This window comes from Paenibacillus vietnamensis, from assembly GCF_020169515.1.
In the GTDB taxonomy this organism is placed as follows: Bacteria; Bacillota; Bacilli; order Paenibacillales; family Paenibacillaceae; genus Pristimantibacillus; species Pristimantibacillus vietnamensis.
On record NZ_JAHMHW010000032.1, the window covers coordinates 1 to 15,898 of the forward strand.

General features: G+C 56.5%; 9 protein-coding genes. 2 read left to right on the forward strand and 7 right to left on the reverse strand.

Going from position 1 to position 15,898, the window contains the following annotated elements; all coding sequences use genetic code 11:
* Positions 1–197 (forward strand): hypothetical protein (locus tag KP806_RS27140; RefSeq protein ID WP_224726882.1); only part of this gene is annotated, 197 nt, incomplete at its 5' end.
* A gap of 169 nt (positions 198–366) precedes the next feature.
* Here KP806_RS27140 and KP806_RS27145 read toward each other — a convergent pair.
* On the reverse strand, positions 367–2,031 hold the full coding sequence (locus KP806_RS27145; protein ID WP_224726883.1) for a DUF4153 domain-containing protein: 1,665 nt from the start codon (positions 2,029–2,031) through the stop codon (positions 367–369).
* A gap of 126 nt (positions 2,032–2,157) precedes the next feature.
* On the opposite strand from KP806_RS27145, the gene KP806_RS27150 reads away from it, so the two are divergent.
* Positions 2,158–3,951: an ABC transporter substrate-binding protein gene (locus tag KP806_RS27150; RefSeq protein ID WP_224726884.1), complete on the forward strand. Its 1,794-nt coding sequence runs from the start codon at positions 2,158–2,160 to the stop codon at positions 3,949–3,951.
* On the opposite strand, the gene KP806_RS27155 is transcribed toward KP806_RS27150, so the two are convergent.
* The 6 genes from KP806_RS27155 to KP806_RS27180 all read right to left on the reverse strand — a co-directional run bounded on the left by KP806_RS27155 (position 3,948) and on the right by KP806_RS27180 (position 15,741).
* Positions 3,948–5,810: a DUF2264 domain-containing protein gene (locus KP806_RS27155; RefSeq protein ID WP_224726885.1), complete on the reverse strand. Its 1,863-nt coding sequence runs from the start codon at positions 5,808–5,810 to the stop codon at positions 3,948–3,950. The two genes, KP806_RS27150 and KP806_RS27155, sit on opposite strands and share 4 nt — an antisense overlap.
* A 111-nt stretch (positions 5,811–5,921) precedes the next feature.
* Positions 5,922–7,040, reverse strand: coding sequence for a GerAB/ArcD/ProY family transporter (locus KP806_RS27160; protein ID WP_224726886.1), 1,119 nt, complete (start codon positions 7,038–7,040; stop codon positions 5,922–5,924).
* A 28-nt stretch (positions 7,041–7,068) separates the two neighbouring features.
* Complete coding sequence (locus KP806_RS27165) at positions 7,069–7,320, reverse strand: hypothetical protein (protein ID WP_224726887.1); 252 nt, start codon at positions 7,318–7,320, stop codon at positions 7,069–7,071.
* A gap of 25 nt (positions 7,321–7,345) precedes the next feature.
* Complete coding sequence (locus KP806_RS27170) at positions 7,346–8,491, reverse strand: Ger(x)C family spore germination protein (protein ID WP_224726888.1); 1,146 nt, start codon at positions 8,489–8,491, stop codon at positions 7,346–7,348.
* Between the two features lie 37 nt (positions 8,492–8,528).
* Entirely contained in the window at positions 8,529–10,100 is a 1,572-nt protein-coding gene (locus tag KP806_RS27175) for a spore germination protein (protein ID WP_224726889.1), read from the reverse strand.
* A gap of 229 nt (positions 10,101–10,329) precedes the next feature.
* A complete protein-coding gene (locus KP806_RS27180) occupies positions 10,330–15,741 on the reverse strand; it encodes a pectinesterase family protein (protein WP_224726890.1) in 5,412 nt (1,803 codons plus the stop codon).
* Positions 15,742–15,898: the final 157 nt, after the last annotated feature.

Genomic DNA, 15,898 nt, shown 5'->3' on the forward strand with positions numbered 1-15,898 from the left:
ATTTGGTTCATGAGCGCCAACTTAGACGATATCCGGTGATTCTGATGCATAAAGTGCAGTCTGAGAAAGATCCATCCGCTTTACCCGCCATTCTGATGTATAAAGTGCAGTCTGAGAAAGATCCATCCGCTTTACCCGCCATTCTGATGCATAAAGTGCAGTCTGAGGTAGATCACCCGCCTTACCCGCCATTCTGATGCACAATGTGCAGTCTGAGGAAGATCCATCAGCTTTACCCGCCATTCTGATGCATAAAGTGCATGCTGGCTTGTGTGTCCGCTGCTGACCGCCCCGTTCTGCTGCTCCAGGTATATGCGATTCGAGTGACAGCTCCCGTTCAAGAGCCTTGCCGGCGAGGGAGCGCAGCTACTTTGCCAGCTGCTTCGACAGGTTCCACGACTGCCACTCGTCGCTGCTCTGTGCTCTCGCCTGCAGACGGGACACTGCCGCGTCGAGGCCCGTGATCTGCGGCAGCTTTTCCTGCAGCCTTAGCAGGGCCGGAGCGGCATCCGTCGAAAGGCCGCCTAAATATTGAAAGTCGATTTTTCCGGTCGCTTCGTAACGCCTGATGTTTTGCTCCGCTACCCGCGCGTCCACGTTCACATAGTTCATTACGACATAAGCCGCAATTGAAATGCCGATATACACCTTGGCCATCGAAAATCGTTCCTTCCAAATGCGGACAACGGCGACGGCGAGCAGCAAGCCCAGATAGATCATAAAACCGTGCACGAGCAGCCTCATTTGCGTAAACCCGTAGGCTTCTTCATATAACGATAGACGGCTGAACGCGGAGACTAGCATAACGATCGTACTGCCCATCAGCACGGTCAGCGAAACTTTGCGGACCAGCTCCGCCAGCGCACCGGCCCGGCGGATCAAATGCAGCCCGCACATGAGCAGCCCGATGTTGATCAGCGTCACCATAACCAGCTCGGCAAAACCTCTGCGGGCATACTCGGCATAGGCCGCCCCTTCCGGCAGCAGCCCGCCCGCCGCGCCGAACAAATACGAGAATTGTATCGCGACGAATAGCAGATACACCGCATTGACGCTGATCAGGAAGGTGGCCGCCGTAATCGGGTCGAACCGGACCGGTCCTGCCGCCGCAGCCGCGCCCGGCGTCCAGCCCGCCGCAGCGCCGGCGTCTAGGCCCGCATCCGCACGAAGCGCAGCCCTCGTACCGCTGCCCGCTTCCGGAGCCCTATCCATCTGTCCCGTTACCGTCCCATCTTTAACCGCTCCCGCATTCATCTCTACCCGAGCCGATACGGCCGCTTCGCGCCCCGCTCCCGCTCCCGTTTTCTTAACTGCCGGCTTACGGAACATCAGGCTCCAAATGTAGCAGAAGGCGTACCAGGAAAAAAATCCCCCGACCATAAACCGGATCATTCCGTCGCCAAACGAAATGTTGCCGAACAGCTCCGGTATCCGGTTCAGCCACGACTCAAATATGCCGTCCGCCGACGCCAATAAGGAAACGACGACAATGAGCAGCGGAGCCGCGAGCAGCAGCCCAAGCGTTACTTTTCCCAGCTTGCCGCGGGCGCTCTCTCCTGGCCCCTGCCGGTTCGTTGCCCACCGGTCGTAGAACAGCGTGAACGGCACCGCGATATAGGCAAGCGGCCTGATCAGGGCAAAAGCGAGCAGCTCCCCGTAAAAAGCGCCGCGATGCCAGGGAAGCTCGCTGCTGCGGGTGAGCAGCACCGTCTGGGCAACGACGAGCGCGAACAGAACAGGCATGTTCAGCACCCGGAATAGGCTGTTGTCAAACAGCGCAAAGGCTGCCGCGAGAAAAAAAATCGGCAGAAACAGCAGCCAGCCCGAGCTTAACTGCCCCTGCCATCTCTCGAAGCCTCCCAGTCTGCCCTTTACCGAATAAAAGTATAATCCGTAAAAAGCGGCCGCAAACAAGGGAACCGATAAGCCAGGCACGGCACCTACGAACAAATATTGGCTGACCAGTCCGAACAAAAGGGCAAGCAGTGCCATTCTTTCATATCTTTTCTGCCATGGCGCCGGATCTCTCATACGACTCGCTCCCAACCGAAACTTGTTTTTGTAAAATTCCTCCTTTTATTGTAACCTAGAAAACAAGAACAAAAAGTGTAAGTTATAACCGGAAAATTTCATATTTTTACGAAGGATGAATTTTGTATGAAAATAAGGCGCCACTACTTGGCCATCAGGCGGGCTTTTCCCGATATTCCCGAGCATTCGCCCTTTGAAGCGACAACTCAGGAGCTTGCGGATTTGCTCGATTGCACACACCGGAATATGGTATTGCTGCTGAAGAGGATGCAGCAGGAGCACTGGCTGGCCTGGGAGCCGAAGCGCGGCCGCGGCAACCGCTCCACGCTCACCTTCCTGGCCGCCGGGGAGGAGCTCGCCCTGCAGGAAGCGCAGGAACTGGTGCGCAAGCAGGATTTGCGCTCGGCGCTGGAGCTGCTGGGGCAAATGGAGGAGCCCGCGCTGCTGCGCGGGCAGCTTCAGGAGTGGCTGTCCGGCCAATTCGGGCTCCATTCCAATCTGGAAGGCAAACGGCGGACCGATATTTTGCGTTTTCCTCTGCCGCAGACGATTCATACTCTCGATCCGGCAGCGATTCATTATGCGGGGGAATCGCATTTGGTCAACCAGCTGTTCGACGGGCTCGTGCGCATCGATCCGAAGGGAGAGCAAATTTTGCCGCAGCTGGCCCATGCCTGGGAAACCGACGAATCCCGTACCGACTGGACCTTTTACCTGCGCAAGGGGGTTCTCTTCCATCACGGCCGCGAGCTGGATTCCTCGGACGTCAAATATTCGCTGGAGCGGCTAAAGACGCTGGCGCCGCAAGGGCTTTACAGCTGGGTCTACACGAATATCGCCTCGATGGAAACGCCCGACGATACGACGATCCGGATCCGGCTGGCCGAGCGGAACGAAGCTTTTCTCCCGTTTCTGACGACAAACCGCGCCTCCATCGTTCCGCAGGATGCCTGCGAGGCCGCGGGCGAACGCTTCGGCGTCCGGCCGGTCGGCACCGGCCCCTTCCGCTTGGCCGGACATGAGCAGGGCGTATGGATGCTTGAGGCGTTCGCTCCGTATTTTCAGGGAAGAGCCTTTCTCGACCGGGTGGAGGTTTGGACGCTCGCAGACGCCGGCGAACAGGAGGAAGGCTCGGCTAAGCAGCCCTTCCAGGTCATGCACAACGCCCGGCTTTCCGACTCCGCGGCCAGGAGGTGGCAGCAGATCCGGCAGTCCGGCATGACATGCAAATTCATTACCGTCAACGAGAGCAATGACGGGCTGCTGGCAAAGCCGGCTATCCGGGCAGCCGTCGATCGCGCAATTCACCGCGGAGAGCTGCTGCGGCTGCTGTCGGGCGACGTGACCCGGGGCGCCTCGAGCTTTTGGCCGGAGGAGGACATCGCTGCGGCTGCGGACTGGCGGGATGAGGACGCTGATTGGACGGAAATCGGACAATTCTTAAAAAAATCCGGATACCGGGGCGAACCGCTGACGCTGGCCACGATTCCGCAGTATGCGGCGGATGCGGATATCGTCCGGCAGGTATGCGCCAAAGCCGGTATTCCGCTGTGCATCGAGCTCATTCCCGCCGAGGCGTTCAAGGGGGAAGCCCGTATGGGGGCGGATCTGCTGCTGTTCGCGGTCATGCTCGACGAACACCGCGAGCTGCGGCTGGTCGATTTGTACAAAAGCATGCAGCAGCATGCGCCGCAGCCGGTCCGCGACATGCTCGAGCAGGGCATCCGCCGGCTGCTTGAAGAGCCCGAGCCGGAGCGGCGTGCCGATATTTTCAAGCAGATAGAAGCGCAGCTCAAAGAGAGGAACAGTCTCCTGTTCCTCTACCGCAAGCAGCTGAAAACCGCCTACCACCCGTCCGTCCGCGGCATTTCGCTGGAATCGCTCGGGTGGGTCCGGTTTAAGGATATTTGGTTCACTTAGTCCAGCGGCAGCGAGATCCATTCCTCCTTGGAGAACTTGGAAGAAATGATCAGCCTGCCGCCTTCCACGCGCGCTGCCGGCTCGTCCGCAGACAGGCGACCGATGCCGGTGCCGCCGGGCTCGGCGAACACAGCCGTCGCAAGCCAATGAACGCCGGGCTCCATGCTTGCCCTTACCGTCGGAATGACCGTCCGGCCATTCATCAGGTTCGTATTCGTATTCGGGTAGATCAGCTCGGCTTTGCCGGAGCCGTAAAGCATACGAATCGCGCTTGTTCCGAGCACGTTGGAAGCGGCCGCACCTTTCCCCTCCTGACTGGCCGACCAGTCTCCCGCCGTCCCTTGCAAAGTTTCAAGGCCCAAGGCAAAGCCGCCCTCCGCCGCGGACAGCGCCCTTGCCGTCTGAATGCGGTGAACGCGGATATGCCACGGAGCGCCGGCAGCAATCCACGTATTCACCTCGACGTCCGCCCATGGCTTCCAGGTCATATGAAGCTTGCCGTCTTCGATAGAGGACGACTCAACCTTCCGTTTCACCCGGTACAGATTATCTCCTTCGCTCAGCGCCAGCATCGAGTCGAAAGCGCCTTGTCCCAGCCCCCATTCGGCCCGCGGCACACTAAAGCCGAAGACGTTCGAATAAGCGAATTTCTCGTATTTGGCGGACGTATGCGTATGCTCGTTCGTCGACAAATGCCCGGTGTTAAAAGCGACCAGATGGCTGTGCTCCGGCTGTTTGCAGATGACCAGATGCGGCTGCCGCTGAACGGACATCCGCTCAAGCTCAGGCAGCGGCAGCTCCTCCGCCGTCCAGAACGGGTGATTCTCCCCGAGCGCGAGCGGCAAAAACGATTTGAGCGCCCAATAAGGCGAGCCCGGCGAGTTATAGTTTTCGGCCATGATGAGGGACGGATAGGCATATCCGATCGTCAAGGTGCCGTCAGGCCGGAAAATCGGCTGGCTGAACCACCAGCGCAAATTGCGCAGCAGCAGCCCCTTTAGCACGCCGGGCGATTCCCATTCCACTCCGGCAAACGCCATCGCTCCCCAAAACGCCGACTGTGCGAAGCGGTAAGCAAGGCTTCTCCCGTAAGGCAGCGCCGAGCCGTCCTCCGCGAACCAATAAATGAACTGTTCGGCGAATTGTGCCGCCCGCTTTTTGTACAGCCTGGATCTGACGGGATCATCGTTCTCCATCAGCTTTGCATAGAACAACCCGTAATAATAAATCGCAAAAGGCACGTAGTAATCGCAATGAGCGCGAACGCCGTCCGCGTACCAGCCATCCGCCATATAGAAAGCGTCCACGCGTTCCTGGTTTTCCTCCATCACCGCCTTGTCGTACGGCGCCCCTACCGCTTTCAGGCCCAAATTAACGAGCACCGCAAAAAACAGCCAGTTGCAGTCGTAAGCCTTACGCGAATTGACCTTGCTCAGCCAGACAACCAGATTGTCCCGCTCCTTCTGCGTCAGCGGTTCCCAGAGCTTGTCCGGGGCCAGCGCAAGCGAGAGGCCGAAAGCCGCCGTCTCGACGATCCGCTGGTCGTAATCCTGAATGTCGCCCCAATACTCCTCATGGGCAGGGTCGGTCCCGTTAATGATCCCCGGAACGACATACTCCCACATTTCGCTGTCCGTCCCGCCCGCCGCAAGGGGCGCCAGCCCCCAAAGCACGCGCGAGAAACCTTCGAAGCCCGCAACGGAATCCGTGAAGGAAGCGCTTGTGTTCCCCAGCATAATCCGTGCTCTGCCCGTGCTGTAAAAGGGCTTAAGCGGATCAATCAGCTGCTTCAGCGCCTGCGCAAAATCGTCTCTCGTCCGGAGTGGATTGCCCGCGATCGGCCGTTCGAATCTAATCATAGATGAAGTGACCTCCTGCCAAAAATACAGATTTTTCCCAAAGCGTCAACTCTCCTATTATAATGCAAAAGGCATGCTTCATGAAGGACGAGTCCGCACAAAGCATGCCGTTTATTTTTGAGCGTTATTCTTATTTGCCGTAGAGCCAGGCTTCCGGAAAGCGGCAATAACGGTCAGCAGCACCAGAGGCAGAAAAAAGACGCATCCCGCCCAGACCGGATGAACCGTCGCAACCAAGCCTGCCCACTGCGTGGAGCCGTCGAAGGCTACAAGGCCCATCAGAAATCCAAACAAGGCGATTGGCATGATGATCTTCGAATTGTCCTTGAGCATGAACATCTTGCTCAAATATACGCTAATCACATAGATCGTGATCGTCACCTTCATATAAGAGCCGAGAATTAACGACATCCCGATAATCGACTCGATGCGCTGAATAATTTCCTGGAATTCCACCAGCCGGGCCAACGCGAACAGCACGTAAGGCCGTTCTCCGGCATACGACCCGTACACCATAATGGCGCTGACGGTCGATATACACAAGATAAAGATATTGAGTCCGAGTGCAATATAAAGCGCCCTCGAAGCCTTCTTCTGGTTTTGAGCCACGCCAAAAGGAATCAGCATGCCGAACAGAAAAACCTCGACATAAGGAAAGCCGAATGTCAAGAAAGCCCCGTGCAGCACCGCTTTAAAGCCTTTTGGCAGGACGGGCAGCAGCATATTCGGATGAAAATCCGGAATCGCAAGCAGAAGAACGGCCGAAATGGAAAAGGCCGTTAACAGCATGATCAGCGTAAACATTCGGGCAATCACCTCGAGCCCTGCCCTGGCGGTCAAACCTGCGATAAGAAAAACCGGCAGGGTGAACGCATATAGAGGCGTTTCTCTCAGCATGGAGCTGACCATGAACAAGCCGACATCGACGACGATAGCCGACTGCATGTGAAACAGAAAGGAAAGCGGCAGAAAACCGAGGATGACGGTCATCGTATTGCCGATGAGCTTACGGCTGTAATCGATGTAAGTTAATCCGGGGAACCGGTTGTGCAAGAAAAGCAGCATTGCCAGGACGAGAAACCCGCAGGCCCCCGAAAGCATCAGCGAGAGCCAGGCCGCATTGCCCGCTCTGGCGATAAGCGGACCCGGAATGTTGATAATGGAGGAGCCCGTCATAAAAACGAACAGCAGAACTCCCAGCTGAAAATGGCTGATCGTCGTTTTATTCATCTTAAGGCTCCTCCCTATTCCATGTTGGTCAGCTCTCCCAGTCCACCTTCAGCATATTGTCAATCTGCTTGGACACGCCCCCCAGTACGGGCTCCACCAGATCATAGACGTCGAACCAATCCTGATTGGCCACATAATCCATCGCCATATACAACCCGATGACGAGCATAATGGCATAAATCGCTTTTTCGCCGGCGGTTACTTTTTTTCTCAGAGTTATGCCGTCATAGACCAGCACCCCTCCGAATGCGATGACCATCACGAGAATTCTTTCCCACACGCAGACTGGCCTCCTTTCACGGCGGCTATGAAGCCGGCTTGCTGCTGATCGTTCCGCTGGTAATCAGCTTCACTTCAATCTGATAGTCGAATGGAATATCGGCAAAGCGCTCATCCCAATTCTTCTTTAGCTTATCCCAGGTTTTTGGGCTTTTCCGGTAAATTTGATTTCCGATTCCGATGACATCCAGTTTACTTTTCTGCAGCAGCGTTACGGTCTGATGCACTTGCTTCTTGATAGCAGCCTCCACCTTGGCGAGAAACGCCTTCTCGCTGTCTCTGTCCAGAATCTTCGTGCATTTCAGCTCGCCGATCGCAACCTCGCCTTTCAGCCTGACGTGGACTTTAATGTCGCCGCCCTTCATATCGACCTTCGTTTTCGTATCCATACTAAGAACCTCCGTCGTTTCCTTCTCTCCTTTCATGCCCGGGCATGGGATTTCTACGACGCCGGAGCTGTATTCATTGCGCAGAATGATCAGACCCTCCACCTTGCTGGCCGGTATGATCGCCTTCATCTTGCCTCTCTTCAGGACGGCCAGACCCGCTGCGGAGAAAATATCCTTTGAAGCTTTATCCTCGTACACGTACGAGACGACGGCGTCGGGATGCGGGCTCCTGAGCTGACGAATCATCGTAAGCAGCGTAGTATCGAGTGTTTTCGCGGCATTATTGAAGGAGGATTCCTCCGTTTTCAGAAATTGCTGCGCCGTCGTCTGCTCGATAAGCGGCTTTTTTTCGAACATTTTATACGCCGGGCCTTTCGAGATCATCAGCTTCACGCTGCTGCGCGGCTCATGGTCCCGGTAGAACAGATCGAGAATTTTACTGATATCCGTGTTTTTGGCCAGCTTCTCGCCGACGATGATGACCCGCATATGGCTCCATTGCGCCTTCCTTCCCAGATGGATAGGAATATCGCGAATCGTCTCCATAATCGTATCGTCGGCCGTCTTAATATTGACGCTGGACTCTGTGGTCATCGTCGGCGTACCGATTTCAGACGACACCGGGCGATAGATTTGCGTCAGCATATGGATTTTCTCGTCTTCGCCGAGATCCAGCGCCACACCCATGACGAAGCCCCGCTCAGTCAGCTCGTATTTGCTCCAGCAGCCCGCCGTAAGGAAGCAGACCGCTGCCAGAACGATGATGATCGAAAGTTTTCTCATGCTGTCCCATTCTTTCTGTTCGGTTATTCTCTTCTTGTCAGGGCTGAGGCTTCTGCTTGTGCAGATTGCGCGGCTTGCGAAGCAGCGTTTTTAACGGGATACGCAGAATGACGTCCCTCATCTCAGTCAGCCTTAGCGGCGCAAGCGGCGCCAGATAAGGCTGGCCGAGCGAACGCAGCTTGCAAATGTGCAGCAGGATGAACAGGAAGCAGATCATCATCCCGAAGCCGCCCATGACGGCGGCGCTAACCATCAGCGGGAAGCGCAGGATCCGAAGCGAGATCGCGATCCCGTACTGCGGAATCGAGAAGGAGGCAATCCCCGTCAGCGCGACCACGATGACCATGATCGGCGATGCGATTCCCGCGCTGATCGCCGCGTCCCCGATGACGAGCGCACCTACGATGCTGACCGCGGAGCCGACCGGTCTAGGCAGCCGGACTCCGGCCTCGCGCATAAGCTCGAAGAAAAATTCCATCAGCAGCGCCTCGAAGAAGGCCGGCAGCGGAATGCCCTCGCGCGCGTTAAGTACCGCCAGTAGAAGGACGGTCGGAATCAGCTCGGGATGGAAGGTGGATAAAGCAATATAGATGCTGGGCAGCGTCAAGGCGATAAGGAAAGCGACAATTCTCAGCCATCGGATCAGCGTCGAAATAAGCGTCCGTTGGTAATAGTCCTCGCTCGACTGGAAAAATTCGGTGAACATCCCCGGGCAAAGCAGCATGCCGCCGGTTCCCTGCACAAGCACGACGATTTTGCCGTCCAGCAGGGCGGACACAGCCATATCGGGCCTTTCCGTGTACCGGTGCTGCGGAAAAGGCGAGAAGCTGGAGTCCTCGATCAGCTGCTCGATAAATGAGGTTTCGAGAATTTCGACGTCCTGGATCTGCTGCATCCTTTTTTGGAATTCGGCCAGCAGCTCGCCGTCGACGGTATCCTCGATATACCCGTAGGCAACGGTCGTTTTCGTTTGCCCGCCTCCGCTCATAAGCTGGATTTTGAATTTCGGCGTTTTCAGTCGCATCCGCAGCAGACCGAGATTTTTTTGCAAATTTTCAACCGTGCTTTCCCTCGGCCCCTGCACGACAGACTCGTTGACCGGCTCGTTCACCTGTCTTGTCTCGACCGATTGGGCCGTATAGTTTAACGCCTTCTCCCAGCCGTCGAACAAAATGACAAGCCGGCCGTTCGATATTTCATCTACGATCATATTCAGATCGCTGAGCAGCGTCGCTTTCTTCTCGGATACTCCGTGATGGTCGAAAAAATACTGGAGATCCTCAGGCGAAACGGCCATACCGGGTCCGATTTCGTGCGTCACCAGATCCTGGAGCGACTTTTTCATATAATTGATCGTATCTTCCTGGACAAGAGAGGAGTAATAAATGGAGCAGGCTTTGTCCTGGAGCTGCGGCCCGAAATTCCAATGCTTATAAATAATGTCCGAGCTGTCCTTAAAAACACCCTCAAGAAAACGGAGGTTGTCGTCCAGCTTGGCAGACAGCGGCATTGCGGACGCTTGTGTCCCCTGTTTGCCGCTTGCCTGCACGGATCCGGTCGTCTGCTGCGCGCTCTTTGTCGACGTGCTGCCAGTGCTGCTGCTTACCATGATGCGATCACCTGACTTCCATATCCCTAAGATGGTCTTTTTACCAGTATTGCCCTCAGCGGATTTCACTATACGAAAAGCTTGCGCACGCAGGCGGAGGGCATTTCTCTTTATCCGCAAAAAAGGGGCTGTACTCTTGGCATGGAAAATAACCAAGGACAGCCCCTATCGAACCGTATTCATCTTCAAAGCAATCCGCGATCGCTTCTTTCGTTCATTCTACAATCAATTACAAAGCTAACTGCCGCCCCCCGCCATTCGAAGCTTTCTTGAACTGCACAGAGTACGTCCGGACGGTACCGTCTTGCGAGGTCACGCGGATCTCTGCCGTGCCCGGAAGCGATTTCGCCTGCTTGATCGTTACTTTGCTCGTGTCCGATTCCGCAACGCCGTTCACGATAGGCAGGTTATCCGATGATCTGCGCAGCACCTTATACTCAAGCTTATCGGTATCGAAGCCATCCAGCGCTGCGCCATCAATCGTCAAGCTGCTCAGCCCGCTGCTGCCGTCGGCGAGCGTTGCGGCGGCAGTCGGATTCCATCCGTCGCTGCCCCCCAGCAGAACAGCCGGCATAAACGCCGCCGCTTCCTCCACTGTCAGCTGCTTCGTCCATTTGTGTCTTGCCTGCTGCTGCGCGCCGGGGCCGAAGCTCGCGAACTCTCCGTAACGCGCCGTCGCTTCATTGCCCGGATTGCCCCAGTTATCCCAGCCTTCCGGCTTAATATGGTCGCCCATGTAACTGTTGATATAAATGACATTCGAGTAAGGCCGCCATGGTCTGCCAAGCGAAACCGCTCCGGTGAGCCCCGGCTCCGCCGTCAAGCGGCTGTTCAGGAAAATATAACCTGCGTTCGTATCCGCCGTAGAAGCGGCCGTCACGTAACCTCCGTTCAAGCTGTGAATGATGCTGTTCTCGAACACGGCCGTTGCGCCGCCGAATATATAGTCGACATCGCCTTCGATATAGCTGTCGACGTAATACTGCCTTCCGCCATTCGCATAAAGCGTGTCCTGCCAGCCCCGGAGGCTGACGTCGCGGAATGTCAACCGGTCCGCAGACGCGTACAGCGCGACGGCCTGACCGGCATCGTCTCCTGCATCGTTCCGGATCGTCAGATGCTCCGCCGTGAAATCGTTCGCCTGCACCCGGAAGCTGTAGCTGCCCGATGTGCCAAGGGGCGTGCCATTAGGGCCAATCGTGCCGGCGGAATCTCCGTACACGAGAATCGTCCCTTCCCTGCTTTCGCCAATCATGCGGATAGGAGATTTTCCGGACGGCACGTCCAGTTTCTCACGGTATACGCCGTCTTTGATTTTAATGATGGTCAGGATCTCGCTGTTATGCGGAACGGCGTTAATGGCATCCTGCACGCTGGAGTATGACGCACTGCCATCCGAAGCTACGGTAAGAACCGGAGCCGGCATTTCGCTGATGACGACCGAGGATGCTCCTTCGCCCGCTTTGTTCGATGCGGTGACCAGATAATAATAGAGCACGCCGTTCGTCAAGCCGGAATCGGTCATCTGCGTGGACTTAAGGTTGTCCGCGACCGTTTCGAACGGCCCCTCCGGAGATGTGCTTCTCCTTACGGTATATCGTTTTGCTTCTGACGCAGGCTCCCAAGCAAGGCGGATGCTGCCATCGCCAGGTTCCGCGGAAAGTCCTGCAGGAGCCGCAGGCGTCCCGTCGTTCAGGAATGGACGCACGCCGATCGGCGCCGAATCGAGACTATGCGTATCACCGCTAACCGCGGTTATTTTATAGTAATAAGGTTTGCCGTTGATCAGCCCCGAATCGGTATACGTATTTCCCGTTTCTTCCCCGGCAATGACCGTATACGGTCCATCCGGCTGACCGGCCCGTTTGACGTCATAGCCTTCGGCGCCCGGCACGGACTCCCACTCCAGCACCGCTCCGCCCGGCACCGGCCGCGCCGTCAATACCGGAGTGAAGAGATGACGGTAAGGCGTCACGCCGATAACCGCCGAATTCTCCCCTTCGCCGGCCACGCTCGTAGCGGATACGGCGTAATAATAAGTTTTGCCGTTCGCCAGACCTCCGTCACGATAGGTCAAATCGCTTATTTTAGGAGCAATTGCAACAAAAGGACCTTCGGAGCTATCTGCGCGCTTCACCGTATAATACGTCGCATACGGCACCGCTTCCCAAGCCAGATCCGCTTGCGAGCTGCGCGCGATGACAGTCAGGCCGGCCGGAGCTTGCGGCTTCACGGCTTCCTCCGAAGGCGAAGCAGACGTCTGATTGGAAGCTCCGCTTTCGCCGGTCGTTCCCGTCGCAGTCACCACGTAGTAATAAGTCGTGCCGTTCGCGACCGTCTCGTCGATGTAACTCAAACCGGTTACGCCCGTCGCGATCGTCTCGTACGGCCCTCCATCGGCTGCGCTTCGTTTCACATTGTAAGAGGCGGCGCCTTCCGCTGCATTCCATTCCAATCTGACCTTGCCGTCACCCGGAACGGACAGCAAGCCTTTGGGACTCTCGATAGGCTCGACATACACTTTCATATTGTCATAATACATCGTACCTTTGCCGGTTCCAGGAGTCTTGGCCGATATTCGGGCTATGCCATCCGTACGAACGTCCGCCTGGAACGGCACGTCATCGGCCATTAATACATGATCGACGTAAATATCCGCCGCGTGGGCGGCCACGTTCGCCACAATCTTCAAGCTGTACCACCGGTTGTCCGCCGGCGGATCGACCAGCTTGTAATCCGCGCCGTTCACCTTGTAAGTCATCGTGTAATTCGGTTCCGCAGCCGGAAGCGCCGGCTTGCGGAGCTCGATCGTCAGCGGGGAGCGGCTGCCCGATTCATTCTGAAGAGATAACACGGCCGAGGTCCCCGGCCATCCCGCAGAAGCTACGTCAGCCTCTATAATGACCGTACCGAGCTGCGGCACAAACCGTTTGACGAATTGCGTATTGCCGGGAGCATTGTCGTACAGCATCAGCGCTCTCTCCGAGTCGTTGCCCGTCATGGCTTCCGGCATGCCCGTCACGACCAGCATATGATCGGCATCCTGAGGATCGGGAGTTACCGCGTAGCCGCTCGGGGTTGCATCCAGCTCCGCGTTTTCGAAATCATCGTCGACCAAGTAGATCGTTTCGGTCTCTCCTTCCGGCACGGCGCTCGCTTCGGCGGATTTGAAGCTTATGCCATTGCCGTTCCGGGCAGTCACGGTATAGTAGTACGTTCTTCCGACCGTTAGCCCCGTATCCGTATAAGCCGCCTCTGCAATACCGCTCGCGATCTGCTCATACGGTCCTCCCGGCAGCTCGCTTCGATAAACGTTATACGTATCCGCAACCTCGACCTCGCTCCAGGACAACGCAACCGATTTGTCTCCCGGTGTCGCCGTCAATTCGGACGGTGCTACCGGAAAATCCGGGTCCAGTGCCGTTGCAGCCGCATTCGAGAAGACGGATGCATTGTATTTGTCCACATCGTCATCCGGCTTCGAAGCATCCGCTGCGAGACCAAAGTATACGGTTTCGTTCATCGGTACGGAGATGGCATCGAACAGGGTCCAGCTTTCGCCGTCACTTGATATCAGAGAGGTGAATTGATCGCCCAAACGGACGATTTTGACCCAGTTTGGCGTCTGGATGAGCGTCTCCGGCTCTTTTACCTCTATGTTGGCCCCTTTCGCATTACGGGTCAAGCCGATATACTTCTGGCCGCCCTTCACATACGGAATGAAAAGTCCAACGAAACGGGAATCCGGGTCCAGGCTTTCGCGGACCATGACACCGGCCTCCGCGCCGTCGTCCGTAGCCGTCACATGCTCAATGCGCGCCACGACCTCACCGTTCCCCGTCAGCGGCTGGTAAGCAAAGTGAAAGCTGTCTGATCTGCCGCCAATGTCTCCGGACGCCTTGACGACAACGTCCGTCCCGGACGAGCCAAGCTGCGTATGCCCGGCTATGCCCGGCGTTCCGATATCGCCCGATTGCCACGGCGCGATGCTTCCTTCCCGATTGACATGAAGCGCGGCGTTGCTGGATTGCGTGGACGTACCCGAATCGTCGACGGCACGCGCCGTCAGGAAATGCGTACCTTCCGGCACGCCGCTCCAGCTGAACGAATACGGCGCCGTGTCGTCTTCGCCGAGCTTCGAATCGCCGGCGTAGAATTCCACCTTCGCTACCGAGCCATCGCTGTCTGAAGCGTTTGCGGAAATTTCAACCGTTGCTCCCTCCGCTGCAATCGTATTATTCGCAGGTGCTGTGATCTCGACTTCCGGATTAACGAAACCTTCTCCCACGATGCCGTTCAAGTACACCTCCACGAACGTGTAACCCGATTCGTGAATGTTGTTGCGGTCGGCAGCGTCGTTCGGATTCAGCCCGTTCGCCGTCTCCCAATCGTCCGGCATGCCGTCATGATCGGAATCCGTGAGCGCGGATACCGCTTGCCCGAATTCCAGATAACCGCCGACCTCCTTCTGAGAGTTAATGTGCCGTCCGGTGCCGGTTGCCGTCTCATGAACAATTCGCGCGTCAATGGCGTCCCGTCTCGGCAGTATCGCTCCCGCCTCCGCCAGGACGCGATCATAAGCGGCCGCAGCCGGCTCGGGATTCGACATATTCGGCATGACCACCGGCTCCTCCAGCTTGGAAGCCGGATTGGGAACCGCACCCACGCCTTTCCAGTTATCTTCCGTCACATCGGGGTACCCTTCCATGTAATTCCCGTCGATATACAACCGCGTATCGGGCGCCACATCAAGGAATACGCTGTTTCGCATGTTACGGTACGTATTCGGGCCGGATTTATAATAGTTGTTGATAAGGTTGTAATTGCCTTGCTCGCCGCCGTACGCGGAGAAGAACCCCCAGTTGTAGATAATGTTGTTGAACATCTCAAACGGGAAGCCCGGCGATCCGGCAAGCCTTGGATTGCGGCTGACGTTGTGCGCGATCAAATTGTGATGGAATGTTGCGTTGTCGCCACCCCAGATGCCCGCATATCCGTGTCTGCCCTTCTGATGCGTCGTCATGAGCATGCTTTCCGAAATAATGGACCACTGAACGGTCGTATTCTGGTTTGCGTACATGCTCAGCACTTCGTCCACGGACCAGCTGAACGAGCTGTGATCGATAATAATATTTTTATGATAGCGGCCTCCGAAGGCATCGTCTTCGCTCGGGTGCCGGTCGCCCAGCCGGAAGCGCATATAGCGTACGATAACGTTATCCGCGTGAAAGGACGTCCAGTAATCGGACACGGTTATCCCTTCGCCGGGAGCCGTCTGTCCCGCTATCGTAACGTTGGTGCCGGTAATCTGGAGAGGCGATTCCAAATGGATCGTGCCGCCGACGCGGAAGACGATCGTTGTATTGCTGCGGCTCACGCCTTCGCGAAGCGATCCCGGCCCGGAATCTGCAAGCGTCGTTACTTCGTAAATATCGCCTCCTCTGCCGCCCGTCGTGTACATGCCGCCGCCTTCCGCTCCGGGAAATGCGGGAATCTGCGCGGCTGTTATCTCATTTGCGGTTTCGACCGTCAGGGACTCTTCAGTCACCGCTTCATTCGTCGTTGGATCGGCTGACGCCATGCCCGGCAGCAAACCGACCAGCATTGCCGTAACTAACAAGCTTGATAAAGACTTTTTCAATGTAGATCCTCCTTTTTGCTTCATGCTTAAGCTATATCTGACCATGCTGGCTAACCAAGCGTAAACGGCTGATGCTACGCACGAACCGTTAGCTGCATCTTTGCGCAGCTCGGTTCTGTGCCGTCCTTTGGCGGCAAAAGCTCGTTTCGCGATGAAA

What these genes read in the sequence shown, in the direction of transcription:
- KP806_RS27145 (WP_224726883.1), bottom strand. Translation starts at nt 2,031, where the DNA reads ATGAGAGATCCGGCGCCATGGCAGAAAAGATATGAAAGAATGGCACTG.
- KP806_RS27150 (WP_224726884.1), top strand. Translation starts at nt 2,158, where the DNA reads ATGAAAATAAGGCGCCACTACTTGGCCATCAGGCGGGCTTTTCCCGAT.
- KP806_RS27155 (WP_224726885.1), bottom strand. Translation starts at nt 5,810, where the DNA reads ATGATTAGATTCGAACGGCCGATCGCGGGCAATCCACTCCGGACGAGA.
- KP806_RS27160 (WP_224726886.1), bottom strand. Translation starts at nt 7,040, where the DNA reads ATGAATAAAACGACGATCAGCCATTTTCAGCTGGGAGTTCTGCTGTTC.
- KP806_RS27170 (WP_224726888.1), bottom strand. Translation starts at nt 8,491, where the DNA reads ATGAGAAAACTTTCGATCATCATCGTTCTGGCAGCGGTCTGCTTCCTT.
- KP806_RS27175 (WP_224726889.1), bottom strand. Translation starts at nt 10,100, where the DNA reads ATGGTAAGCAGCAGCACTGGCAGCACGTCGACAAAGAGCGCGCAGCAG.